At 61.0% G+C, this 24,138-nt stretch carries 22 protein-coding genes; 15 read left to right on the top strand and 7 right to left on the bottom strand.

Annotated elements, in window-relative coordinates:
- Position 1 precedes the first annotated feature (1 nt).
- The 3 genes from ACSBLW_RS08410 to ACSBLW_RS08400 all read left to right on the top strand — a co-directional run bounded on the left by ACSBLW_RS08410 (position 2) and on the right by ACSBLW_RS08400 (position 2,797).
- On the top strand, positions 2-892 hold the full coding sequence (locus tag ACSBLW_RS08410; protein ID WP_435259765.1) for a bifunctional 5,10-methylenetetrahydrofolate dehydrogenase/5,10-methenyltetrahydrofolate cyclohydrolase: 891 nt from the start codon (positions 2-4) through the stop codon (positions 890-892).
- Positions 893-906: 14 nt separating this feature from the next.
- On the top strand, positions 907-1,797 hold the full coding sequence (gene folD, locus ACSBLW_RS08405; RefSeq protein WP_435259764.1) for a bifunctional methylenetetrahydrofolate dehydrogenase/methenyltetrahydrofolate cyclohydrolase FolD: 891 nt from the start codon (positions 907-909) through the stop codon (positions 1,795-1,797).
- A 199-nt stretch (positions 1,798-1,996) separates the two neighbouring features.
- The gene (locus ACSBLW_RS08400; protein ID WP_435259763.1) at positions 1,997-2,797 is read left to right on the top strand and encodes a LytTR family transcriptional regulator DNA-binding domain-containing protein; all 801 of its coding nucleotides are present in this window, start codon (positions 1,997-1,999) and stop codon (positions 2,795-2,797) included.
- Here ACSBLW_RS08400 and pdeM read toward each other — a convergent pair.
- Complete coding sequence (gene pdeM / locus ACSBLW_RS08395) at positions 2,755-3,423, bottom strand: ligase-associated DNA damage response endonuclease PdeM (RefSeq protein WP_435259762.1); 669 nt, start codon at positions 3,421-3,423, stop codon at positions 2,755-2,757. The genes ACSBLW_RS08400 and pdeM overlap by 43 nt on opposite strands.
- A gap of 112 nt (positions 3,424-3,535) precedes the next feature.
- Positions 3,536-5,929 (bottom strand): ligase-associated DNA damage response DEXH box helicase, encoded by a 2,394-nt coding sequence (locus ACSBLW_RS08390; RefSeq protein WP_435259761.1) that lies wholly within the window; start codon positions 5,927-5,929, stop codon positions 3,536-3,538.
- A 171-nt stretch (positions 5,930-6,100) separates the two neighbouring features.
- On the opposite strand from ACSBLW_RS08390, the gene ACSBLW_RS08385 reads away from it, so the two are divergent.
- The 5 genes from ACSBLW_RS08385 (at position 6,101) to ACSBLW_RS08365 (ending at position 10,842) form a co-directional block, all read left to right on the top strand.
- Positions 6,101-6,913: a TIGR00282 family metallophosphoesterase gene (locus ACSBLW_RS08385; RefSeq protein ID WP_435259760.1), complete on the top strand. Its 813-nt coding sequence runs from the start codon at positions 6,101-6,103 to the stop codon at positions 6,911-6,913.
- The gene (locus tag ACSBLW_RS08380; RefSeq protein WP_435259759.1) at positions 6,910-7,809 is read left to right on the top strand and encodes a DMT family transporter; all 900 of its coding nucleotides are present in this window, start codon (positions 6,910-6,912) and stop codon (positions 7,807-7,809) included. The genes ACSBLW_RS08385 and ACSBLW_RS08380 overlap by 4 nt, the downstream gene beginning before the upstream one ends.
- A 44-nt stretch (positions 7,810-7,853) precedes the next feature.
- Positions 7,854-9,632 carry an SLC13 family permease gene (locus tag ACSBLW_RS08375; RefSeq protein ID WP_435259758.1) on the top strand — a complete coding sequence of 593 codons (1,779 nt, stop codon included), beginning with the start codon at positions 7,854-7,856 and terminating at the stop codon, positions 9,630-9,632.
- 14 nt (positions 9,633-9,646) lie between these two features.
- Positions 9,647-10,012 (top strand): hypothetical protein, encoded by a 366-nt coding sequence (locus ACSBLW_RS08370; RefSeq protein WP_435259757.1) that lies wholly within the window; start codon positions 9,647-9,649, stop codon positions 10,010-10,012.
- 86 nt (positions 10,013-10,098) lie between these two features.
- Positions 10,099-10,842, top strand: coding sequence for a YebC/PmpR family DNA-binding transcriptional regulator (locus ACSBLW_RS08365; protein WP_435259756.1), 744 nt, complete (start codon positions 10,099-10,101; stop codon positions 10,840-10,842).
- An 89-nt stretch (positions 10,843-10,931) separates the two neighbouring features.
- On the opposite strand, the gene ACSBLW_RS08360 is transcribed toward ACSBLW_RS08365, so the two are convergent.
- On the bottom strand, positions 10,932-11,537 hold the full coding sequence (locus ACSBLW_RS08360) for a LysE/ArgO family amino acid transporter (protein ID WP_435259755.1): 606 nt from the start codon (positions 11,535-11,537) through the stop codon (positions 10,932-10,934).
- Positions 11,530-11,919 (bottom strand): ACT domain-containing protein, encoded by a 390-nt coding sequence (locus ACSBLW_RS08355; RefSeq protein WP_435259754.1) that lies wholly within the window; start codon positions 11,917-11,919, stop codon positions 11,530-11,532. The genes ACSBLW_RS08360 and ACSBLW_RS08355 overlap by 8 nt, the downstream gene beginning before the upstream one ends.
- An 83-nt stretch (positions 11,920-12,002) precedes the next feature.
- Here ACSBLW_RS08355 and ACSBLW_RS08350 point away from each other — a divergent pair, with 83 nt between their 5' ends.
- Positions 12,003-12,893: a LysR family transcriptional regulator ArgP gene (locus tag ACSBLW_RS08350; RefSeq protein WP_435259753.1), complete on the top strand. Its 891-nt coding sequence runs from the start codon at positions 12,003-12,005 to the stop codon at positions 12,891-12,893.
- Positions 12,894-12,945: 52 nt separating this feature from the next.
- Positions 12,946-13,824, top strand: a complete 879-nt coding sequence (locus tag ACSBLW_RS08345) for a DMT family transporter (protein WP_435259752.1) — start codon at positions 12,946-12,948, stop codon at positions 13,822-13,824.
- Here ACSBLW_RS08345 and rimO read toward each other — a convergent pair.
- Together rimO and ACSBLW_RS08335 are read right to left on the bottom strand one after the other, a co-directional pair.
- A complete protein-coding gene (gene rimO, locus ACSBLW_RS08340; RefSeq protein WP_435259751.1) occupies positions 13,821-15,203 on the bottom strand; it encodes a 30S ribosomal protein S12 methylthiotransferase RimO in 1,383 nt (460 codons plus the stop codon). The two genes, ACSBLW_RS08345 and rimO, sit on opposite strands and share 4 nt — an antisense overlap.
- A gap of 42 nt (positions 15,204-15,245) precedes the next feature.
- The gene (locus ACSBLW_RS08335; protein WP_435259750.1) at positions 15,246-16,550 is read right to left on the bottom strand and encodes a UDP-glucose dehydrogenase family protein; all 1,305 of its coding nucleotides are present in this window, start codon (positions 16,548-16,550) and stop codon (positions 15,246-15,248) included.
- A gap of 243 nt (positions 16,551-16,793) precedes the next feature.
- Between ACSBLW_RS08335 and ACSBLW_RS08330 the strand changes: the two genes are divergently transcribed.
- Together ACSBLW_RS08330 and ACSBLW_RS08325 are read left to right on the top strand one after the other, a co-directional pair.
- The gene (locus ACSBLW_RS08330) at positions 16,794-18,806 is read left to right on the top strand and encodes an AsmA family protein (protein WP_435259749.1); all 2,013 of its coding nucleotides are present in this window, start codon (positions 16,794-16,796) and stop codon (positions 18,804-18,806) included.
- 174 nt (positions 18,807-18,980) lie between these two features.
- A complete protein-coding gene (locus ACSBLW_RS08325; protein WP_435259748.1) occupies positions 18,981-20,240 on the top strand; it encodes an OmpP1/FadL family transporter in 1,260 nt (419 codons plus the stop codon).
- Positions 20,241-20,290: 50 nt separating this feature from the next.
- Here the strand turns inward: ACSBLW_RS08325 and ACSBLW_RS08320 are convergent, their stop codons facing one another.
- Positions 20,291-20,893 carry a GcrA family cell cycle regulator gene (locus ACSBLW_RS08320; RefSeq protein ID WP_435259747.1) on the bottom strand — a complete coding sequence of 201 codons (603 nt, stop codon included), beginning with the start codon at positions 20,891-20,893 and terminating at the stop codon, positions 20,291-20,293.
- Between the two features lie 329 nt (positions 20,894-21,222).
- Between ACSBLW_RS08320 and ACSBLW_RS08315 the strand changes: the two genes are divergently transcribed.
- From ACSBLW_RS08315 to ACSBLW_RS08305, 3 genes are all read left to right on the top strand, one after another.
- Complete coding sequence (locus ACSBLW_RS08315) at positions 21,223-22,413, top strand: aspartate aminotransferase family protein (RefSeq protein ID WP_435259746.1); 1,191 nt, start codon at positions 21,223-21,225, stop codon at positions 22,411-22,413.
- A gap of 105 nt (positions 22,414-22,518) precedes the next feature.
- Positions 22,519-23,445 carry an ornithine carbamoyltransferase gene (gene argF / locus ACSBLW_RS08310; RefSeq protein WP_435259745.1) on the top strand — a complete coding sequence of 309 codons (927 nt, stop codon included), beginning with the start codon at positions 22,519-22,521 and terminating at the stop codon, positions 23,443-23,445.
- Positions 23,446-23,642: 197 nt separating this feature from the next.
- Positions 23,643-24,134: a DUF1993 domain-containing protein gene (locus ACSBLW_RS08305; protein ID WP_435259744.1), complete on the top strand. Its 492-nt coding sequence runs from the start codon at positions 23,643-23,645 to the stop codon at positions 24,132-24,134.
- Positions 24,135-24,138: the final 4 nt, after the last annotated feature.

Raw genomic sequence — 24,138 nt, 5'->3', positions numbered from 1 at the left:
GATGACGGCCACCCTGATCGACGGACGCGCGATTGCCGCAAAAATGCAGGTCGACACCCGCGCAGAAGCCGAAACCCTTTCGGCGGCGGGATGGTCGCCGCGTCTCGTGTCGATTTCCGTAGGCGATGTTGCTGCGGCAGAGCTTTATGTCCGCAATCAGCAGCGCCATGCCGAGGCGGCAGGCGTCGCCTTTGAGGCCCGGAATTATCCGGCCGAGATCAGCCTTGAGCAACTGACCGGCGTTCTTGTCGGCCTGAATGCTGACCCTCGGGTGAACGGGATCATCATTCAGCGCCCTTTGCCTGCACATACCCCGGTGAAAGCCCTGCAAAAGGCCATTCATCCACTGAAAGACGTCGAGGGGATGCATCCGGCCTCGATCGGCAACATTGTCTATAACGATCTGACGCTTGGCCCGTGCACAGCCGTGGCTGCGGTGGAAATCCTGAAAACCCTGCCGCTGAAAATCGAAGGCCTGGATGTTTGCGTGATTGGCCATTCCGAAATCGTCGGCAAGCCGATTGCGTTTCTGCTGATGGGATTGGGGGCAACGGTGACGGTTTGCCATCATATGACCCGGCAAGTGGCGATCCATTCGCGCGCTGCTGACGCGGTTTTCGTCGCGGTTGGAAAGCCGGGTCTGGTGCGAGGCGATATGCTAAAGCGCGGTGCTGCCCTTATTGATATCGGGATCAATCGGGTCGACGGACCAAATGGCCCCAGAACTGTCGGCGACGCTGAGTTCGAAAGCTGTGCCGAAATGGCTGGATGGATCACGCCCGTTCCGGGCGGGGTGGGGCCGGTCACGGTTGCTATCCTGATGAAAAACGCCGTACTGGCGACGAAAATGCAGATGGACCATTACCGCGCCGCCTTTGCGGCGGCGAGTTGACGGAAGGACAGGACATGACCGCGAAGGTGATTGACGGAAAGGCGTTTGCCGCCAAGGTGCGGGCTCAGGTAGCCGCCCATGTGGCCCGACTGAAGGAAGAACAGGGCCTGACCCCGGGTCTTGCAGTTGTCTTGGTCGGCGAAGATCCGGCAAGCCAAGTTTACGTCCGCAACAAAGGGACGCAAACGGTTGAATCCGGCATGGCGAGCTTTGAGCACAAACTTTCCGCAGATACCTCCGAGGCGGATCTTCTGGCCCTGATTGCCAAGCTGAACGCTGATCCGGCGGTGCATGGCATTCTTGTTCAACTTCCGTTGCCCAAGCATTTGAACAGCGATCTGGTGATCAATTCGATCGACCCAGCGAAGGATGTCGACGGCTTCCATATCTCGAACGTCGGCCTGTTGGGCACTGGGCAAAAGTCGATGGTCCCCTGTACCCCGCTTGGCTGCCTTATGATGCTGCGCGACCACCACGGCTCGCTGGCGGGCATGAATGCGGTTGTTGTGGGCCGCTCGAACATCGTTGGTAAGCCGATGGCCCAGCTTTTGCTGGGGGACAGCTGCACAGTCACGATTGCCCATTCCCGCACCAAGGATCTGGCGCAGGTCTGCCGCCAAGCCGATATTCTGGTAGCAGCTGTCGGCCGCCCCGAAATGGTGCCGGGCGACTGGGTAAAGCCCGGTGCAACGGTGATCGACGTGGGCATCAATCGCATTGAACGCGATGGAAAAACCAAGCTGGTCGGCGATGTGCACTACGAATCGGCCGCACAAGTGGCGGGGGCCATCACGCCGGTTCCGGGTGGTGTTGGTCCGATGACGATTGCGTGCCTGTTGGCCAACACCCTGACAGCCTGCTGCCGTGCCAATGGCCTGCACGAGCCGGAAGGTTTGACCGCCTAACCTGGCCCCTTATTCACGACCCGTACGGCGCATGATCTGGCAACTCATGGCGGTAAAATTGGTGACGCTGTCGCGTTGGAATAGGTGGATTGGACTGTAGCGCAACACTATCCGCAGAGTTTCTGGACTCTGGTTGTCTGCGTCCAATTTTCTGCCTAATGCGTCAAGTCTATCGGTAATTCCGCACCATGGGGGACAGATGCGGAAGTTTCTTGTGACTTGGCGATCCGACCTTCAGTCGGGCGTGCCATATGTGATCTGGGCGGCGCTGACTTTGGTGGTCAGCTTTTCGGGGCCTTTCGGGACGTATCGGCTGTTGGAGTTGCCACTCCGAGCCACGTTCTGGGGCTTGATATTGGCTCTTGCAATCTTGGCCGGAACGGCTGTTCGGGCGTTGGTTTTCGGGGTCTGGAACCTTCAAAGCTTTCGCTATGGATCAACGACTGTCGCTTTGATCTTGGCGTTGATTTTTCCGGTGATCGTTCACGCGGTTCTGTGGATTCCAATCTTTCAGGTCGGATTTCCGGTGCCCGATTGGACAGAAATTGGTGTGTTTACAGGACTTTGTTCGTTGGCGGTCGGGGCCTATCGACATGCGCTTCGTCGCAAAGAAATGGACCTGCCGGAACAGGGGGCAAAGACAGCCCGGTTTGAAGCCACACAGGCTTTCCCTGAGCAGCCGACGGTGCGTTTATTCGACAGGTTGCCCGAGCAGGACGGCACCAAGCTCATCTCGATCTCGGTCCGCGACCACTATGTCGATGTGCGCACCACCAAAGGGACCACGAGCCTTTTGATGCGTCTGTCCGATGCGATTGGGGAAACCACGGGCGTAGATGGGGCGCAAATCCACAGATCGCATTGGGTGGCTTGGGATGCTGTTGTCAGCGTTGAACGCGCGGCCGCAAAGATGATGCTGACCCTGATTGATGGCAGCAGATTGCCTGTCAGCAAGACCTATCGGGATCTTGTGGACGTCCGGGGTTTCGGCAAGGCATGAACCCCACTTGACGCACAAGCAAGCGCCAGGGCATCGGGTGCCATCATATCGCAAAGGACCGGGTCCGACGCCCACAAGCCGCCCGTATAAGCGCCATAGGCGGGCAGGATTAGGCGGTCTTTGTCACACAGGAAACAGCGCATCGATTGGCCCGCCAACCGGACCTTTGGGTGGTAATGGCCTGAAATCTCGGCCTTGTTCAGTGGGTTGGCGATGTGTTGAAAGATCAAAGGTGCGATCGCGACAGTTGCCCGATGAGTGCCGGAAATGTCGATCGGTCCAGCGTCGTGATTGCCTTCCACCCAGATCCAGTCGCGTCCTGCAATCATGCGGGTCAGCCAAAGGCGATCGGCTTCGTCCAGCCCGTCCAATGAGGCTGCATCATCAAAGCTGTCGCCAAGACAAATCACACAAGCCGCGCCCGTTCTTTCAAGATCGGCATCCAGTCGTTCCAGCGTTGCGCGGGTTTCATAGGGCGGAAGAAGTGCGCCACCACGGCGGGCAAGGCGTTCGGATTTCCCAAGATGCAGGTCCGAGACGCAAAGAAGCTGCTTTGACGGCCAGTACAGGGCGCCAGAAGGCAGGCAGTGAAGCGTTTCGCCGTGGAAGATCAGGGAATGGAACATGCTGGCGCAATGCCAAGAGATGCGGGACAAGGCAAGGGGGCGCTTCCCCCTTGTCGCGGCTTTCGGGGCGAAAGCCGCTGACCCCCGGGATATTTGAGCCAAGATAAAGGGATCAGACGAGGCCTGCCTCTTGCATCAGCTTTTGAGCGGCTTCGGCGGCAAGTTTTTCGCGGCCTTGCCCTAGGACGGGAATGCGGCCGGGTTCTAGGAAGAGAGGCGCTGCAAGCGGGGTGATCCGGGAAAGGCGTTTCAGCTTAATGCCTTCATGGCTGCGCGACAGCATCTCTTCGATACGCGAGAAATCAATAAGGCCGCGCATCGCTTCTTCACGCGTGATCTTGAGGAGCAGGTGGTCAGGGTCGTATTTCCGCAGCGTGTCATACAGAATATCGGACGAAAATGTAGCCTGACGCCCGGATTTGCGGCGGCCCTGATGGCTGCGCTCGATCAGGCCCGAAATGATGGCGACCGGTCGAAAAGTCCGTTTCATCAAGGCGTTGCCCGCAAGCCAGCCGTCAAGCCGATCACGCAGGCGCGCAAGGTCAAAGAGCGGAGCGGCATCAAGGACGGGGTCGAGGCCCCAGATCAGGGTTGCGTAATCTGTGGCGACAAAGCCCAAGGGGGAAAGTCCCTGTTCTTCCATGGTCTTGGTGACGAGCAGGCCAAGGGTTTGCTGGGCATTTCGGCCCGCAAATCCATAGATCACCAAATGCTCTCTGCCGTCATGGGGAAAGCTTTCCAAGAGAAGGCTTTCGTTGTCAGGCAGGCGAGAGACTTCGCGTTGCAGCGAAAGCCATTGGGCGGTGTGAGTGGGAAGATTAGGCCAGAGATCTTGTTGAAATATATTCAGAATGCGGTGGGTGAGCAGAGTTGAGGTTGCGAATTTCGTGCCGTTGAAAACGGCCACTTTCGGGTCGCGGCCGGGTTGGCGCGTGACCTCGACGGTCAACTCATTCAGACCTTCATAACGGACAACTTCACCGCCGATCAGAAAGGTGTCGCCGGGGGTGAGGGTGGCTGCGAAGCCTTCTTCGACTTCGCCCAGGGGAGTGCCGCCGAATCGGCCCTTGAGGCGAACCTTCAGGGTTTCCGTGTCGATAATGGTGCCAAGGTTCTGGCGGATCACTGCGGCGGCCCTTGGGTCGCGCAGATGCCAGAGGCCATTGGTTTGCTTCAGCCTTTGCCATTTGTCATAGGCGCGCAGGGCGTAACCTCCGGTAGCTACAAAATCTAGCGTCTCGTCAAAGGCTGCGCGCGACAGGCTGTGGTAAGGGCCGGCGGTTTTGACCTCGGCAAACAGGGTTCGGTCGTCAAATGGGCCGGCGCAGGCGGTCAGCAGAATATGTTGGCAAAGCACATCTCGCGGGCCGGGGCCGCGCGGTTCGCCGTCCAGATCGCGGGCGCGGACGGCATCGAGAGCAGCGGTGCATTCCACCACCTCAAAGCGGTTGGCAGGAACCAAAACGGCCTTGGAGGGGGCATTGTAGCGATGGTTGGCGCGGCCGATCCTTTGAACAAGACGTTTCACATTCTTCGGCGCGCCGACCTGCACTACCAAATCGACATCGCCCCAGTCGATGCCAAGATCGAGTGACCCCGTACAGACTACGGCCCGCAGCGCGCCTGCGACCATTGCGGCCTCGACTTTTTCGCGTTGTTCGCGGGCCAGTGAACCGTGATGAATGCCGATGGGCAGCGCGTCTTCATTCTGTAGCCAGAGATCGTGAAAGAAGAGTTCCGCTTGGGCGCGTGTGTTGTGAAAGATCAGCGTGGTGCGATGTGCCTTGATTTCATTCAGGATTTCCGGAATGGCATAGCGCCCGCCGCCGCCCGACCACGGCGGGGCAGCGGTGGTTTCCAGCATGGAAATGTCAGGCTCTGGCCCCGGATCGGCGGTGAGAATGGTGGTCTCTGGGGCCAGAAACCGCGCCAAGGCAGGTGGGTCTTCGACGGTGGCCGAAAGCCCGACACGGCGAAGATTTGGGGCGAGGCTTTGCAGGCGGGCAAGAAGAAGGGTGAGCTGATCGCCGCGTTTGGATTCGGCAAGCGCGTGGATTTCATCGACGATCACACGCTGGAGAGACGCGAAAATTCTTGAGGAATCTTCGTAACTTAGCAGAAGGGCGAGGCTTTCTGGGGTGGTCAGGAGGATGTGGGGGGGATCGGCCCTTTGGCGGCGGCGTTGGGTATAGCTGGTGTCGCCGGTCCGGTCTTCGACCCGGATCGGCAGACCCGCGCCTTCGATCGGGTTGCGCAGGTTTCGACGAATGTCGGCGGTCAGCGCCTTGAGCGGAGAGATATAAAGTGTGTGCAGGCCAGCCTTCGGATTTTCAGTTATTTCACAAAGACTTGGCAGAAAACCGGCCAGCGTTTTTCCGCCCCCGGTAGGCGCAATCAGTAGGGTTGCGGGGGCCTGAGCGGCGGCCAGCATGTCGATCTGATGGGCGTGCAAGTCCCAGCCCTTGGCGGTGATCCAGTCAGAAAGAGGGCGGGGCAGGGTGACCATGACGCGAAGGGTAGCGGGGCAAAGGGCGGCGTCAACGGGTGTGTTCGATCCGTGGTGTTCGCGTGGTTTTCCCGTGTGACATCCGTGGTCACAGCGCGCCCACGCGCCTCCAAGGCCCAAAATGCGTCGATTTGGCTTGCCCCTTTCCAAGCGCGGGCCTAATCGAACGGAATGCGGATACTTTTCTTGGGCGATGTAATGGGGCGCGCGGGGCGGACGGCGGTGGCTGAACGTCTGCCGAAACTGCGCGAGGATTGGGGCTTGGATTTCGTCGTGGTGAACGGCGAAAACGCGACCAGCGGGGCGGGGCTTTCGGGCGAACATGCCAAGCTGATCCTTGGCGCGGGGGCCGATTGCGTGACCTTGGGCGACCATGCCTTTGACCAGAAGGACATGCTGAGCTTTATCGAGCAGGAACCGCGCATCATCCGCCCGCTGAATTTCTCGAAGGTCTCGCCCGGCAAGGGGGCGCGGGTGTTCACGGCGACGCAGGGGCGCAAGGTGCTGGTGACTCAGGTTCTGGGGCAGGTCTTCATGAAGCGGCCCTTTGACGACCCGTTCAGCGCGATTGAGGGCGTGTTGAAGACGCATTCGCTGGGTGGTGTGGTGCAGGCGTCGATTGTTGATGTGCATGCCGAGGCGACCAGCGAAAAGATGGGCATGGGACATTGGTGCGACGGGCAGGCAAGCCTTGTGGTTGGCACCCATACCCATGTGCCGACGGGCGACGCGCAGCTTTTGCCGAAAGGCACCGCCTATCTGACCGATGCGGGCATGTGCGGCGATTACAACAGCGTCATCGGGATGGAAAAGCTGGAGCCGTTGCGGCGATTCGTGACCGGAATGCCCAAGGCACGGTTTGAACCGGCGGCGGGGCCGGTGACGCTGTCGGGTGTTTTTGTCGAGACCGATGACAAGACGGGCAAGGCCAAGCGGGTGCGGATGATCCGCGTGGGTGGCCGTTTGGAAGAAGCAACACCATGAGCCAATCGGGCCGGTATCTGGGGATGCTGGTCTTATTGGGGGTCGGATGGGGCAGCACCCAGCCGATGGGGAAAATCGCAACCGAAACCGGGCATGGGCCGTTCGGGCTGATCTTTTGGCAGCTTGTGGTCTGCGTTCTGGTCTTGGGCTTTGTCACGGGCCTGCGGGGGCGGTTGTTCCTGTTCACGCCGCGCGCATTGCAGTTTTCGGTGGCGGTAGCGATCCTTGGCACTTTGGTGCCGAATGCGACCTTTTACATCAGCGTCACCCATCTGCCGGCCTCGATCATGTCGATCCTGATTTCGGCCGTGCCGATGCTCTCATTTCCGATGGCGATGGCCTTGGGGATGGACCGCTTTTCCTATCCGCGGTTGCTGGGGCTGCTCCTTGGGCTTGGCGGTGTGGCCTTGCTGGCGGCACCGGGGGCCGGTGTCTGGTCGGCGGGATTGGTGGCCTTTATCCCTTTGGCGCTGATCGGGCCGCTGTTCTATGCGACCGAGGCAAATTTCGTGGCGAAGTTCGGCACGGCGGGGATGGATGCGGTTCAGGCGATGTTCATGGCCAGCGTGGTGGCGCTGATCCTGTGCCTGCCTTTGGCGCTGGGTACGGCCCAGATGTTCAACCCCTTTGCCGCGCCGGGACGGGCAGAAGCGGCTTTGCTGGTTTCAAGCGCCATCCATGCGCTATGCTATGCGGGTTATGTCTGGCTTGCCTCGCGCGCGGGGGCGGTTTTCGCAGCGCAATGTTCTTATCTTGTCACCGGCGCGGGCGTTCTATGGGCGATGTTGCTGTTAAATGAGCAACTGCCCGCGCAAGCTTTGGTTTCGCTTGTCTTGATGATGGCAGGTGTGGCAATGGTTTCCCCGCGTAGAGCGGGCCGGGCGGATGTTGCCTGAAGGTCTGGCGGCATCTGCGTGGCGGCCGCAGTCTGGGAGGCGGTATGTTCGGAATTGAAATCGCAGCGGAGTGGCAGCCCTGGGTGGCCTTGACCATTTTGGCGGTGATGTTTGTGCTGTTCGTGCTGGAAACCTACCCGGTCGAGGTGGTGTCCATCGCGGGGGCCACAACGATGCTGGTCTTGGGCATTTTGCCGTTTGGGGATGCCGTGGATGTGCTGTCGAATAGCGCGCCCTGGACCATTGTCATGATGTTTCTGGTGATGGGCGGGCTGGTCAGGACCGGCGCGGTCGATTTGGTCATCCGGGCGGCCGAGCGAAACGCCGGGGACCGGCCAAGGATGACGGTTCTGGTCCTGTTTACCTTTGTTGCTGTGGCCTCGGCCTTCATGAACAATACGCCCTTGGTGGCGGTGATGATTCCAGTGGTGATCCAGATCGCGGCGCGGGTTGGTCTTGCGCCGTCGAAGCTGTTGATCCCGCTGTCTTACATGACGATCATGGGCGGCATGCTGACGCTGATTGGCACCTCGACCAACCTGTTGGTTGATGGGGTGGTGCGGGCCAAGGGGATGGAGCCTTTCGGGATCTTTGAGATTGCGCCCTTGGGGTTTGCAGTGGCCTTGGTGGGCGGCACCTTCCTTGCGCTTTTCGCGAACCGTTTGCTGCCGGAACGGCAGTCGATGGGGGTGCTGCTGTCTGACCGCAAGAAGATGAAGTATTTCACCGAAGTCGCGGTGCCCGAAGATTCCAGTCTGATCGGCCAGAAGGTGGTGGATATCGACCTGTTCAAGCGCGATGGCGTTCGCCTGATCGACGTGCTGCGGGGGGATCTGAGTTTGCGCCGCGAATTGGCGCCGGTTGTGCTGGAAGCGGGTGACCGGGTGGTGTTGCGCACCGAGATGACCGAGTTGTTGGGGCTTCAGGCGCGCAAGGATGTGCAGCTGGTCGACAAGCTGTCTTCGACACGCACCGAAACGGTTGAGGTGCTGATCAGCCCCGGTTGCCGCATGGAAGGTCGGCGTCTGGGGGATATGCGTCTGCGCCGCCGCTATGGCGTTTACGTTCTGGCCGCGCATCGTCGCAATCAGAACATCGGGCGCCAACTGGATGATCTGGTGGTGCGCGTGGGCGATACCCTGCTGCTGGAAGGCGCGATCGAGGATATTCAGCGTCTGGCCGCAGATATGGATATGGTTGACATCAGCCGCCCCACCATGCGCGCTTTCCGCCGATCAAAGGCCCCGATTGCCATTCTGGGTCTGGCCGGGATTGTCGGCCTGTCGGCGCTGAACATGGCCCCCATTCTGGCCTTGGGGCTGGTGGCGGTGGCGGTGATCCTGATCACCAATTGCATAGATGCAGAAGAGGCGTTTTCGTTTATCGACGGGCGTCTTCTGGGGATGATTTTCGCCATGCTGGCCGTGGGTCAAGGGCTGGATCATTCCGGCGCGGTGCAGGTGATCGTCAATGGTGTTGGGCCTCTGCTGGCGGATTTGCCGCCCTTCTTCATGATCCTTGCGGTCTATTTCCTTGGCCTGATCCTGACCGAGTTTTTGTCGAACAATGCGGTGGCCGTGATCTACACGCCCATTGCCATTCAACTGGCGCTGTCCTTGGGATTAGATCCGCGCCCCTTTGCGGTGGCGGTGATGTTCTCGGCCTCGGTCGCTTTTGCGACGCCCGTGGGCTATCAGACCAATATGATGGTCTATGGGCCGGGGGGCTATCGTTTCTCGGATTACTTCCGGGTGGGGATTCCGCTGGATATCATCACCGGACTTGTCGCGGCGGCGCTGATCCCGCTGATCTGGCCTTTGTAAGCGGAGCTTGCGCCATGAAGACCCTTCGCCTTATCCCTGTCCTTGCCCTGACCGCGGCTTGTGCGGGCCCCTTGCCCGGCCAGCCCGTCCCGCAGGATGCCCGGCTTTCGGCAACCACGCTGACCTTGGTTCTGTCCGATGGGACCCTGTGCCGGGCCGATTGGGTGGCGGCCCCTGTCGGGCGTATGGAGGAATGCGGCCCGGGCTATGGCTATGCGGTGCGGGTGATCGAGAACCCGAACCTGTTGCGTCAGATCTGGACAGGGCTGACCTCGGCGCTTGGGGCTGAAGGCGCTGTGGCGCCCTTGGCCGAGGTCGTCATCACCGATCCGGCCGGCATCGACACCAGCTTTGTCTCGCCGCCGCCCGTTCCGGAATAGGGCAGGGGCCGGGGTGGCTTGCAGCCGGGGCTAGGGCTGGTGTAAGGGAACCCGTCACCGAAGATCAGGGTTCAGGAGCAGGGGTCATGGCAGGCCATTCAAAATGGGCGAACATCCAGCATCGCAAGGGCAAGCAGGACAAGCTGCGCTCGAAGATGTTTTCCAAGCTGTCGAAGGAAATCACCGTCGCCGCGAAGATGGGGATGCCTGACCCGGACATGAACCCGCGTCTGCGTCTGGCCGTGAAGGCCGCGAAGGCCGTTTCGATGCCCAAGGACGTGATCGACCGCGCGATCAAGAAATCGCAGATGGGCGACGGCGCGGATTACACCGAAATCCGTTACGAAGGGTATGGCGCGAACGGGATTGCGATCATCGTCGAGGCGATGACCGACAACCTGAACCGCACGGCGTCAAACGTGCGCAGCTATTTCACCAAGTCGGGCGGCAACCTTGGCACCACCGGATCGGTGGCCCATAGCTTTGACCGCGTGGGCGAGATCACCTATCCGGCCTCTGTCGGGTCTGCGGATGATGTGATGATGGCGGCCTTGGACGCTGGTGCCGATGACGTTGAAAGCGATGAAGAGGGCCACTGGATCTATTGCCAGGTCGAGAACCTTTCCGAAGTGTCGGACGCCCTGGAAAAGGCGCTGGGGGAATCGACCGAGTCCAAGCTGATCTGGAAGCCACAAAGCCGGACCGAAGTGGATCTGGAAACCGCGCAAAAGCTGATGAAGCTGATCGACCTTCTGGAAGAAGACGATGACGTGCAGACGGTGACGCATAACTTCGACGTTCCGGAAGACGTGGCCGCCCAGTTGGAGTGACCCCGGATTTTTCCTTAAAAATCCGGCAAGTTTTTCGGAAAAAATTTGGCCCTTCGCCGTGGCGGAGGGCCTTTTTCTTTGCCGGTGTATCAGGCTGTCCAGATCAGGCTGGCGGCGATGGTCCACATGGTCAGGCCGATCACCACTTCCAGTACGACCCATGCCTTCGGGTTCGCAAACAGCGGGGCCAGAAGTCTGGCGCCAAAGCCAAGGGCGGTGAAGAAAGACAGGCTGCCAAGCGCGGCGGCTGCCCCGAAGGCCGCTTGATCCGGGGCATATTGCGCGCTGATCGCCCCCAGAAGCACGACCGTATCCAGATAGACATGCGGGTTGGCCCAGGTCAGGACAAGGCAGGTGGTCAGGGTAGCGGCAAGGCTGGTCGTGGCGCCGGGGGTGGGCTTCAGGGCCTCGCCACCTTTCAGGGCGGCTTTGAACCGTAAGGTGCCATAGACGAACAGAAAGGCTGCGCCTGCGTAAAGCATGGCCGAACCAAGCCAAGGGGCCAGCCGTGCCATGCTGCCAAAGCCTGCAACGCCCACGGTGATCAGCAGCGCATCTGACAGGGCGCAGACCAGCACAACGGGCAGCACATGTTCGCGACGGATGCCTTGGCGCAAGACAAAGGCGTTTTGTGCGCCGATGGCTGCAATCAGGGACAGCGAGGTCAGGTATCCCGCGAGGGCGGCCTTAAGCATGGGTCAGGTCTTTCAAGACGGCAAAAGCGCGGTCGGCATCGGCGGCGGGCAGGAAGATGTGGTCATGGTAGAAGCCCGCGACCATGTTGGCGCTGATCCCTTTTGAGGCCAGCGCCGATGAGACGGCGGCGGTCAGGCCGACGGCTTCCAGCGCGGAATGGACGGTGAGCGTGATCCGCGCCATCGGGCCTTGCGGGTTCAGGCCAAGGGCCGCCAACTCGGCGTAGGGCGCAATAAGGGTGATGCCTTCGTCTTCGGTCACAGTCGCAAAGGGTGTTAGCCCCGCGGGGGCATGGTCGGTTGTCGTATAGCCCCAGTCCCGCCCGCGCAGTTCGGGGGACATGGTGGCCAAGAGGCGGGCAAGGTCGGTTTCTCCGGTCATTGGGCTCTCCTTTGCGGCTTGACATAGACGACCGGAGGAGGATCAATCCAGTTTATGTTTCTGATCATGGATAAGATGAACTGATGTTCGATCCGTCCCAGCTTGCGGCCTTGGTGGCCGTCCATCGGCGCGGATCGTTTGATCTGGCCGCAGCCGAGCTTGGGGTCACGCAATCCGCAGTGTCACAGCGCTTGCGGGCGTTGGAGGAACGGGTGGGAACGCTGTTGATCCAGCGCGGCGCGCCGTCGGTCGCGACCGAGGCGGGGATGCGGTTGATCCGTCACCATGACGAAGTGGCGCTGCTGGCGCGAGGGGTGGAACAGGATCTGGGCGGGGATATCTCTGGCCCGGTGACGTTGCGCATCGCGGTGAATGCCGACAGTCTGGCCACTTGGGTCTTGGCCGCCTTGGCCGAGGTGCCGGGCGTTCTGTTCGATCTGGTCATCGACGATCAGGATGTGTCGCAGGACTGGCTGCGGCGTGGCGAGGTGGCGGCGGCGGTGACATCCCATGCGGGGCCGTTGCAGGGGTGCGATACGGTGGCCTTGGGGGCCTTGCGCTATCGGGCGACAGCTTCGCCCGGGTATATGGCGCGGTGGTTTGCAGATGGGGTGACTAAAGCGGCAGTGGCGCAGGCCCCGGCGCTGACCTTTTCCGACAAGGATCGGTTGCAGGTGGCTTGGGTTCAGGCGCGGGGGCTTACCTCGCCCGCAGCCTTTCCATCGCATCGGATGGCGTCGTCGCAGGCTTTTGTGGATGCCTGTCTGTTGGGGCTGGGCTGGGGCATGAACCCGGATGCGCTGGTGGCTGACCATCTTGCAGCGGGGCGATTGGCCGAGTTGGTGCCGGGTACAGCGCTGGATGTGCCGCTTTACTGGCAGTTTGCGCGATTGACGGGGGAATTGACGCGTCCGCTGACACGGGCGGTCCGGGCGGCGGCGGCGCGGGTGCTGGTGCCGCCTGCGGGGATGTGACGGGTACAATCCCGCTCTTGTCCTTGGCTCTTGCGCGGCGCAGGGTGCGGCCATGACCGAAGCACCCCAACAAAACCCGTTACATGGCATCCTGTGGATGCTGGGATCGGGGTTGAGTTTCGTAGGCGTGACCGGGATCGTCCGCGCGCTGGGCACCGATATTCCGGCGGCGCAATCGGCCTTTATCCGCTTTGGCTGGGGCGTGGTGTTTCTGCTGCCGACGCTGTTTGGCGTGTTGCGCGCTGGTATTCCAGCATCGGTCTGGCGCCTGCATATCGGGCGCGGGGTGCTGCATGTGGCGGCGGTGATTTTCTGGTTCTATGCGATGGCCCGCATTCCGGTGGCCGAGGTGACGGCGATTGGCTATCTGAACCCCGTGCTTCTGACTGTAGGGACAGCGCTTTTCTTGGGCGAAAAGCTGGCTGCACGGCGGATGGCGGCGATTGGGGTGGCACTGATCGGGGCGCTGATCGTCTTGCGCCCCGGCCTGCGCGAGGTCACGGATGGGCATCTAAGCCAGATCGGCGCAGCTTGCTGTTTCGCCGGGTCGTATCTCTTCGCGAAACGTCTGTCGCAGATCGTGCCGGCGGGGCAGGCGGTGGCTGTGCTGTCCTTGGTGGTGACCTTGGGCCTTGCGCCCTTGGCGTGGGCGGTTTGGGTGCCGGTGTCATGGAGTCAGGTTGGCTGGCTTGCGGTTGTGGCCGCCTGTGCGACGCTGGGCCATTACTGCATGAGCCGCGCCTTTGCCGTGGCCCCTGTCGCGGTCACACAGCCCGTCGTCTTTCTGCAACTGGTCTGGGCCACGCTGTTGGGGTCCATTGCCTTTGGCGAGGCGGTAGACCCGTTTGTCTTGCTGGGCGGAGCCGTGATCGTGGCGGCAGTAAGCTATATCACCTGGCGTGAAGCGATGTTGCGGCGGCGGGCGGCTTAGTCGGCCAGCCTTCCCCAAAGATCATATTCGCCCGCTTCATCGACAACCACTGTCACGATGTCGCCGGGCTTCAGGTCTTCAAAGCCTTCGTCGATGAACAGGTTGCCGTCGATCTCGGGTGCATCGGCCTTGGTGCGGCAGGTTGCGCCTTCTTCGTCCACCTCGTCCACGATCACGTCTAGGACTTTTCCAACCTTTTGAGCCAGTTTCGCCTCGGAAATGGCCTGAGCTTTTTCCATAAAGCGATCCCAGCGGTCTTGCTTGACCTCGGCCGGGACATGGTCGGGCAGGTCGTTCGACCGGGCGCCAGCGACGTTTTCATACTGGAAGCAGCCGACGCGATCCAGTTGCGCCTCGTCCATCCAGTCCAGAAGCGTCTGGAATTCTTCCTCGGTTTCGCCGGGGTAGCCCACAATAAAGGTCGAGCGCAAGGTGATGTCAGGGCAGGCGGCGCGCCATGCGGCGATTTCATCCAAAGTCTTGGCGGCCGCAGCAGGCCGCGCCATGCGCTTCAGCGTGTCGGGATGGGCGTGCTGGAACGGGATGTCGAGATAGGGCAGCACGAGGCCCTCTGCCATCAGCGGGATCAGGTCGCGCACATGGGGGTAGGGATAGACATAATGCAGCCGCACCCAAGCACCGAACTTGCCCATTTCGCGCGCCAGATCGGTGATATGGGCCCGCACCTCGCCACCCTTCCAAGGCGACAGGTCATGCTTGCGGTCGACGCCATAGGCCGAGGTATCTTGGCTGATGACCAGAAGTTCCTTCACACCGGCCTCGACCAGCTTTTCCGCCTCACGCAGCACGGCATGGGCGGGGCGGCTGACCAGACGGCCGCGCATATCGGGGATGATGCAGAACTTGCATTTGTGGTTACAGCCCTCGGAGATTTTCACATAGCTGTAATGGCGGGGCGTCAGGCTGACGCCGGTGGCGGGCAAAAGGTCGATGAACGGATCGGGCGACGGCGGCACGGCCTTGTGCACGGCATCAAGCACCGCCTCGTACTGATGCGGGCCGGTGACGGCCAGCACCTTGGGATGCGCGCCGGTGATATAGTCGGGTTCCGCGCCAAGGCAGCCGGTGACCAGCACCTTGCCATTTTCGCGCAGGGCTTCGCCAATGGCATCAAGGCTTTCGGCCTTGGCGCTGTCCAGAAACCCGCAGGTGTTCACGATCACCGCATCTGCGCCCTTGTAATCGGGGCTGATCGCATAGCCTTCGGCCCGCAGGCGCGTCAGGATGCGTTCGCTGTCCACCAGCGCTTTGGGGCAGCCAAGGCTGACCATGCCGATGGTGGGCTGGCCGGGGCGCGCGACATCGGGAACCGAAGCACGGGCAAGGTCGGGGCGGAGGTTGGGCGGGTTCTGAGACATGGCCCCGCATATAACGCCGCTTTGAGGGCCGGGGAAGGGGCCTTAGCGGCCCACGGCCTCGTACTGCTGAAAGCCAGCGGCCATGGCTTCACCGCGGTCATAGATGTTGCGCAGATCGGCCATGCGGGGTTCGGCCATCGACCGTGCCATACGGCCCAGATCCAAGGCGCGGAATTCGTTCCATTCGGTCAGAACCACAACGGCATGGGCATCGGCCACCGCCTGATAGGGGTCGGTCTCCCACGCGACGCCGGGTAGCAGCGCCGCCCCTTCGCGTTGGCCCTGCGGGTCAACGACATGAACCCTGGCACCGCCGCCGATCATCGCCGGAACGATGGTCAGGCTGGGGGCGCTGCGCATGTCATCGGTATTGGGTTTGAAGGTGACACCGAGAATGGCAATCTTTTTGCCGTTGAAGCTGCCGTCGCAGAGGTCCAGCACCTTGTCGACCATGCGGCGTTTCACGGCCTCGTTGATCTCGATCACGGTTTCGGTGATGCGTTGCGGGACACCATGTTCCTGACCGATGCGGGCAAGGGCCGAGGTGTCCTTGGGAAAGCAACTGCCGCCATAGCCGGGGCCGGCATGCAGGAACTTGTTGCCGATCCGGCCATCCAGCCCCATCCCTTTGGCGACCGATTTCACATCCGCCCCCACGCGTTCGCACAAGGCCGCGATTTCGTTGATGAAGGTGATCTTGGTCGCAAGGAAGGCGTTGGCTGCGTATTTGATCATCTCGGCCGTTTCCAGCCCGGTATAGACGATGGGAAAATCGCGCAGGAAAAGCGGGCGGTAGATGTCGCCCATGACGGCGCGGGCGCGGTCGGTTTCCACGCCGACGACGATGCGGTCGGGGCGCATGAAATCTTCGATTGCCGCGCCTTCGCGCAGGAATTCGGGGTTCGAGGCCACGTCGAACTCGGCGTCCGGGCGGGCGTTGCGAATGACCTCGGCTACCTTGCGGTTGGTGCCCACGGGGACAGTCGATTTCGTGACGATCACGGCATATCCGGTCAAGGTGCGGGCCACGTCTTCGGCTGCGGCCATCACATAAGACAGGTCGGCATGACCATCGCCCCGGCGGGACGGGGTGCCTACGGCAATGAACACGGCCTGCGCCCCGGCCACGGCTGCGGCGATATCGGTGGTAAAGGTCAGGCGGCCCGAGTCCATGTTGCGTTGCATGACGCTGTCGAGACCGGGTTCATAAATCGGCACCTCACCCTTTCGCAGGGTTTCGATCTTGGCGCAGTTCTTGTCGACGCAGACAACCTCGTGGCCGAAGTCCGAAAGGCAAACTCCTGTTACAAGGCCCACATAGCCTGTGCCGATCATGGCGATTTTCATACGCAACTACCCATCACGATTGTGCCGTCCCATTTTGGGTGGCCTCTTTGGGAACAGGTTTCCCGGCTGTGCGTTTCTCTGTCAAGGCAAGCACAATCGACGAAAGCCCCGTTCCATTGTTTCCAATAAGCGGTGAGGTGCCGAAACATTGAGGCGAAATCGGCACGAAACTGAGAAATCATTGCAGCAGATGGGGCAGGAGACTTAGGCTGAGAAAAAAACAGGTGAGTGAGCAGGTGTAAGATGCGTTGGTTGATCCGTTCCATTCTGGCCCTCTGCCTTTTGGTCTTTCTGGCGGTGGGTGCGGTCTTTCTGATCCCGGCTGAAAAGGTGGCCCGCGTGGCCACGGACAAGTTTCAGACGATCACCGGGAGAACATTGACCATCGACGGCGCGGTGCGCCCGACCTTCTGGCCCAGTCTTGGGGTAAAGACTGGCGCGGTCTCGATTTCCAATGCCGATTGGTCTGATGCGGGGCCGATGCTGGAAGCAGAGGCGCTGGAGATCAATCTGGACATGGCCGCGCTGTGGAATGGCGATGTGCGGATCACCGGAATTCGGGCAAAATCGCCCCGTATCGTCTTGGAACGGGCACGCGATGGGCGCGAGAACTGGGTCTTTGGCGGCAAGAACGGCGGCACGGCAAAGCAGGGCATGGCGGGGGAGGGTACGCCCTTCACGCTAGATTTGGCCGAGATCGAGGGCGGGTCTATCCAGTTCACCGACCACAAGACCGGGCAGAGCATTTCGCTGAGCCAGCTTAACGGCACCGTAAAGGTGCCCGCCTTCCTTGGGCCTGCGGATGTGAACCTTTCGGGTCAGATGAATGGACAAGCCTTTGCCACCGAGCTGCGCTTGGCCGAATTTGCGCCTTTTCTGGAAGGCCGGTTGACGGGGCTTGATCTTGACCTGTCTGCCGGGGATGCCAAACTTGCCTTCAACGGCCGTGCAGGCTTTTCCCCTCTTTCTGCAGCTGGAGAGATGGCGGCCGATCTGGGCGATATGGCGGCCCTGTCCCGACTTTTGGCAATACCGCGCCCCGCCTTGCCGGAAGGGTTGGGCGCGCGTGCAATTGCGGCCAGCGGCGCGATCACCCTGACCGAGAAGGCCAGCCTGCATCTGCGCGGGGGGACAGTGACATTGGATGGGAACCGGCTGAATGTGGAGGCGGACCTGACCACGGCAGGCGACCGGCCAAAGCTGTCGGCGCAAGTGGGCGCAGGAGCCTTGAACCTTTCCGGCCTGACCGGCGATGCCAGTCAGGGAGGAGCCGCCAGTGGCAGCGGGGCAAAGGCCAAGGGCTGGTCGACAGAGCGCATTGATGTTTCTGGTCTGGGCGCGATGGATGCGGCCATTGCCCTGTCGGCCGACAGCGTTGATTTGGGGCTTGCGAAGCTGGGCACGACACGGGTCGTTGCAACGATCGACCGTGCGCGCGCGGTGTTCGACCTGCGGCAGATTGCGGCCTATCAGGGCTCGGTCACTGGGCAATTCGTCGTCAATGGGCGCGGTGGGCTTTCGACCGGCGGCGATCTGGTTCTGTCTGGCCTTGCGATGCAACCCCTGCTGACCGATGTGGCCAAATATGACCGACTGATCGGAACCGGGGATATGACCTTCAAATTCCTCGCGGTCGGCAATTCGATGGACGAGCTGATGCGCTCACTTTCCGGTCAGGGCAAACTGGGCTTTGGCAAGGGTGAATTGCGGGGGCTCGATCTTGCCGGGATGCTGCGGACATTGGACACCAGTTATGTTGGCGAGGGCCAGAAGACGATCTTTGACAGAATCGGCGCGGCCTTCACGATCCAGAAGGGCGTTTTGCAAAATGAAGATCTTGCGCTGAAGGCACCCTATGTCACGGCAACTGGCGGCGGTGAGGTGAATGTCGGCGCGCGCACCTTGGACTATCGGGTGCGGCCGACTGCGCTTGCCTCGACCGATGGCACGGGCGGGGTCATGGTGCCGCTGTTGATCACCGGCACATGGGCAAACCCGAAATTCCGGCTGGATCTGGAAAGTCTGGCCCGCGAACGGTTTGAGGAAGAGGCGAAGGCCCTGGAAGAACGGGCGAAGGCCGAGGCAAAGGCGGCCGAGGCGCGGGCAAAGGCAGAGTTGGAGCGCAAGGCTCAGGAAGAACTCGGTGTTGAGCGCCGCGAGGGCGAAAGCCTGGAAGACGCCGCCAAACGGCGGGCGCAAGAGGTAATCGAGGAAGAGGCGGACAAGGCTCTGCGGCGACTGCTTGGCCAACCCTAGGGCGTCAATCGGTTCAATTTTTCGGACGTTCAAAAAACGCTTGATAAAATTCATCTATTAGAATGTATTCTGGTGTTGGCCGCAGGGAGGCGGCCAGTGCCGAAAAGTCTGTCGCCCTGGGGAGCAGGGTTCGCCTTGTCGCGCGGCAGTCCCAAGGCCTTCAGGGAGCGATACATGACAAGAACAATTCAATCCGGCCTACGGGCCGGGGCTGCGGTGCTTTGCCTTGCGCTGGGCGGACTGCCAGATGCTGCACTGGCGACAGAGGGATATTTCGCTTTGGGCTTCGGCCCTGTGCAAAGGGCGCAGGGCGGCGCAGGGGTCGCCCATGCTTTTGACGCGATGTCTGCCACGGTGAACCCGGCTGCGGTTGCAGGCTTGGGCACAGAACTTTCAATGGGGGTCGAGGTTTTCGCGCCTCGCCGTGGGTATGAAGGGACGGCGACGGGCTTCGTGCCTTCAGGAAACGTGCAAAGCGGGCGCGATCTGTTTCTGATCCCGAACTTTGCCTTGAACCATCGGCTTGACGGCGGCGCTGTGCTGAACTTTGCCGCCTATGGCAATGGCGGCATGAACACCAGCTATCCGGCTGGCCTAGCAGGCTGTGGCTCTGTCTATTGTGGAGGTCCGGCAGGGGTTGATCTCAGTCAGCTTTTCCTCTCGGCCACCTATGCCCGGCAGGACGGCAACCTGTCTTGGGGGATCGCGCCGACCTTGGCCGTGCAACGGTTCGAGGCGCGCGGGTTGGGGGCTTTCGCAGGCATATCAACGAACCCGGCTGCCCTGACCGACAGGGGCCACGACACGTCCTATGGTTTTGGCCTGCGTGCCGGTCTGCAATACAAGCTGTCGGACCAGCTGACTTTTGGCCTTTCCGGCCAAACCAAGATCGGCATGTCCAAATTCAAGACATATGCAGGCCTGTTTGAAAATGGCGGCGATTTCGACATCCCGGCGACGGTGACGGCCGGTTTGGCGTGGAAGGCGACGCAAGACCTGACGGTGATGCTGGACTATCAAAAGATCTGGTATTCAGACGTGGGCGCCATCGGCAATGCCAATTCGGCCGGGCCATTGGGCGCAAAGGGCGGGGCAGGCTTTGGCTGGGACGATGTGAACGTCGTCCATCTGGGGGCCGAATGGCGATCCAGCCCGGAGATGATCTGGCGCGCGGGCTATGCCCATGCCAGCAACCCCGTCGGGCCGGAAGATGTCACGCTGAACATCATCGCACCGGGTATCGTGCAGGACCATTTCACTTTTGGCGGATCCCGGCAGTTGAATGACCGGGACCGGTTGGATTTCTCGGTGGTCTATGTTCCGCGCAACACGGTGACCGGCCCGGAAATGACCCCCCTCGGCCCAACTGGCGGCAGCGTGAAGTTGAAAATGAATCAGGTCTCGGTTTCCATCGGTTGGAGCCGCAAGTTCTGAAACAAAAAGGGGCGCCGAAACGGGCGCCCCTTTTTCGATCTTTGTCGCGCTCAGCGGCGGCGGTCGCGCCGCGTGCTCATCGGCTGGAAGGCCACGCCGACATGAGCCTCACAATAGGGCTTGCCGGGCGTGCTGGGCAGCCCGCAGAACCAGAAATCTTCGGTTGCCGGGTCGCCAATCGGCCATTTGCAGGTCCGCTCGGTCAACTCCATCAGGCTCAGCTTGCGGGCACGCTTTTCAACCTCGCGGACCGAAGCCAAGGCCTCGGGCGAAATCTCATTGGCCGACGGCTGGGGCGGGAGCGGCTGGCCCGCCGGGATGATCGCCTTGCGGATCGGCAAAGGCGTGACATTCGACGCTGGTGCTGCTGCGGCAGCAGGCCGTTCAACGGCGGGCCGTGCAGCGGCAACGGGTTCAGGCTTTGGCTCTGGCGCTGGCTTCGGCTCTGGCCGGGGCGCAGCGGCGGCCGGTGCCGGGCTTTCGCTTTCGCCTTCCTCCTTGCCGCCCACACGGTTCGACAGGCCCAGACGATGGACCTTGCCAATCACTGCGTTACGGGTCACCCCGCCCAGTTCCTTGGCAATCTGGCTGGCCGACTGACCTTCGGCCCACATGCGCTTGAGCGTCTCGACGCGCTCATCCGTCCAGGACATGGCAAACTCCGCTTTCCGGCTGATCCGTCTATTTTAACGGCGACAGCAGCGGATACAAGCCAGAGACTGGAAGTTCAAGGAACCAAGGCCAAGAATCGCATTTACAAGGTGCCAAGTTGTGGTCTATCCGGACGCCATGACCCATACGCGCACCCTTTTCCGACGTACGCGACGCTTCTGAGCGATGGGTTACCCCTGTCCGGGGGCAAAACGGACATCCCTTCCATTGACACCCCCCTTGGCCTGCCGCTACGGCTAAGCCTTCCTTCGCCTCTGGCCGAAGAAGCGCCCAAACCCGACCGGACAGCCCGTTTTGAAAGGCAAATGCCATGATCTCTGCCGTTCTTCCCACCTATAACCGTGCCCCCATCGCCTTCGTGCGCGGCGAAGGCAGCTGGCTTCAGGCCGAGGATGGCAGCCGATATCTCGATCTGGGTTCGGGGATCGCGGTGAATGCGCTTGGCCATGCCCATCCGGCTTTGGTGCAAACCCTGACCGAGCAGGCGCAAAAGCTGTGGCATGTGTCCAATGTCTACACCATTCCCGAACAGCAAAAGCTGGCCGAGATGCTGGTCGACCGGACCTTTGCCGACACGGTGTTTTTCACCAATTCGGGAACCGAGGCCGCAGAATTGGCCATCAAAATGGCGCGGAAATACTGGTACGAAAAAGGCCAGCCGGATCGGATCGAGATCGTGGCTTTTGAAGGCGCCTTTCATGGGCGGTCAACCGGGGCGATTGCAGCGGCTGGGTCGGAAAAGATGGTCAAGGGCTATGGCCCGTTGATGCCCGGCTTCACCCATCTGAAATGGCCGACTGCGACAGAAGGCCATGACGCCATCCGTGCGGCCATCACCGAAAAAACCGCAGCCGTGATCATCGAACCGATTCAGGGCGAAGGCGGTATCCGCCCGGTCCCCGACCAGTGCCTGAAAGGCCTGCGTGACCTCTGCGACCAAACCGGATCGCTGTTGATCTTTGACGAGGTGCAATGCGGCATGGGGCGTTCAGGCAAACTCTTCGCCCATGAATGGTCGGGCATCACCCCAGACATCATGATGGTCGCCAAAGGCATCGGTGGCGGCTTCCCGCTAGGCGCGGTGCTCGCGACCGAGAACGCTGCGGGCGGCATGACCGCTGGCAGCCATGGCTCGACCTATGGCGGCAACCCGCTGGGCTGCGCCATTGGCGCGAAGGTCGTCGAACTCGTCTCGGACCCGGCCTTCCTTGATGCCGTCTCGGCAAAAGCGGCCCAATTCCGGCAAGGGCTGGAAGGCCTTGTCGCCAGCCACCCGACGGTGTTCGAGGCCGTGCGCGGCCAGGGTCTGATGCTGGGCCTGAAATGCAAGGCGCTGAACACCGATGTGGTCAAGGCAGGCTACGCTCAGCATATCCTGACGGTCGCGGCGGCGGACAATGTCCTGCGCCTTCTGCCTGCCCTGAACATCGCGGACTCTGATATAACCGAGGCACTGCGCCGTCTTGATGCCGTGGCCACCGCGCTCGAAACCCAAGGCTGACGTCCTTTTCTGTCTTCAAATATCCCGGGGGACAGCGGTTTGGCCCCGCCAAACCGCGCTTCGGGGGCAGAGCCCCCGCCTCGCAAAGCCCAAAAGTGAAACGATATGAAACACTTCCTTGATATTCACACCACCGATGCCGCCGATCTGCGGCAGATGATCGATATGGGCCAAAAAATGAAATCGGCCCGCAATGGTCGTCCCAAAGGTACGCCCGATGACGAACAGCCCCTGAAAGGCCATATGGTCGCGCTGATCTTTGAAAAACCTTCGACCCGGACACGCGTCTCATTTGACGTCGGTGTGCGCCAGATGGGCGGAGAGACCATGGTGCTGTCGGGTCGCGAAATGCAACTTGGCCACGGGGAAACCATCGCTGACACGGCGCGCGTCCTGTCGCGCTATGTCGACCTGATCATGATCCGAACCTTTGAAGAAGCAACACTTCAAGAAATGGCAGAACATGCCACTGTTCCAGTGATCAATGGCCTGACCAACCGCACCCATCCTTGCCAGATCATGGCTGATATCATGACATATGAGGAACATCGCGGCCCGATCGCCGATAAGAAGGTGGTCTGGTGCGGCGATGGCAACAATGTCTTTGCAAGCTTTGCCCATGCTGCCGGACAATTCGGCTTTGACCTGACCTTCACAGGCCCCGAAACCCTGGACCCGGAACGCGCCTGGATCGACTGGGCTGCCGCCAAGGGCCGCCCGATCACGATCGACCGCGATCCGCATCGCGCCGTTGCCGGGGCCGATCTTGTCGTCACCGACACTTGGGTCAGCATGCATGATCCGGAAAGCGCCAAGGAACGCCGCCACAACCAGCTTCGGGCCTATCAGGTGAATGAGGACCTCATGTCCAAGGCCAAGCCCGAAAGCCTCTTCATGCATTGCTTGCCCGCCCACCGCAATGACGAGGCGACGAGCGCGGTGATGGATGGCCCGCATTCGGTGATCTTTGATGAGGCCGAAAACCGCCTTCACGCTCAAAAAGCCATCATGCGCTGGTGCTTGGGCAAGTGATCCTGGCGGTGGCTCTGCCACCGCCAAAATTCTTGCAAGAATTTTGGCCCGGAGTTCCTCGGAACTCCGGGCAATTTTCTTCAAAGTAAATTGCGCCAATCCGTTCTGACCGGCGATCGGGGAGACGACTTGACGGGGATTCGGAAAAGGTCGACCACTAAAGGCAGATCAAAGCCAAATTGCCCGGGGGAATTGCCATGCACGCGCGCTCAATCGTCGTCTACGACCGGTTTCTGAACAACCTCTCGCACCTTTTGGACAAGGCAGAAAAGCACTGCGAGGTCAAAGGGATAAAGCCAGAGGCCATGCTGACCTTCAGGCTGTTCCCGGACATGTTCCCCTTTGTAAAGCAGGTCCAGCTATCTTGTGATTTCGCAGCCCGCGCAGCGGCCCGCCTTGCCGGAGAAGAGCCAAAGAGCTTTCCCGATACCGAGATCAGCTTTGCCGAGTTGCAGGATCGCATCAAGGCCGCCCGGGGCTATATCGCGGGCTTCGATCCGGCCGCCTATGCAGGTGCGGACCAGCGCAAGATCGCGCTGAAAATCCGCGGCAAGGATGTGTCCATGACGGGCGAGAACTATCTCAACCTTTATTCACTGCCGCAGTTCTATTTCCATATCGCCACCGCCTACAACATCCTGCGTCACAACGGGGTTGAATTGGGCAAGGGCGATTATATGGGGGGCTGAGGTT

This window comes from Thioclava sp. FR2, assembly GCF_051200875.1.
Taxonomy (GTDB): domain Bacteria; phylum Pseudomonadota; class Alphaproteobacteria; order Rhodobacterales; family Rhodobacteraceae; genus Pseudotabrizicola.
Note: the sequence above shows the minus strand (reverse complement) of the source record. Positions and strands in the feature narration are given on the sequence as shown.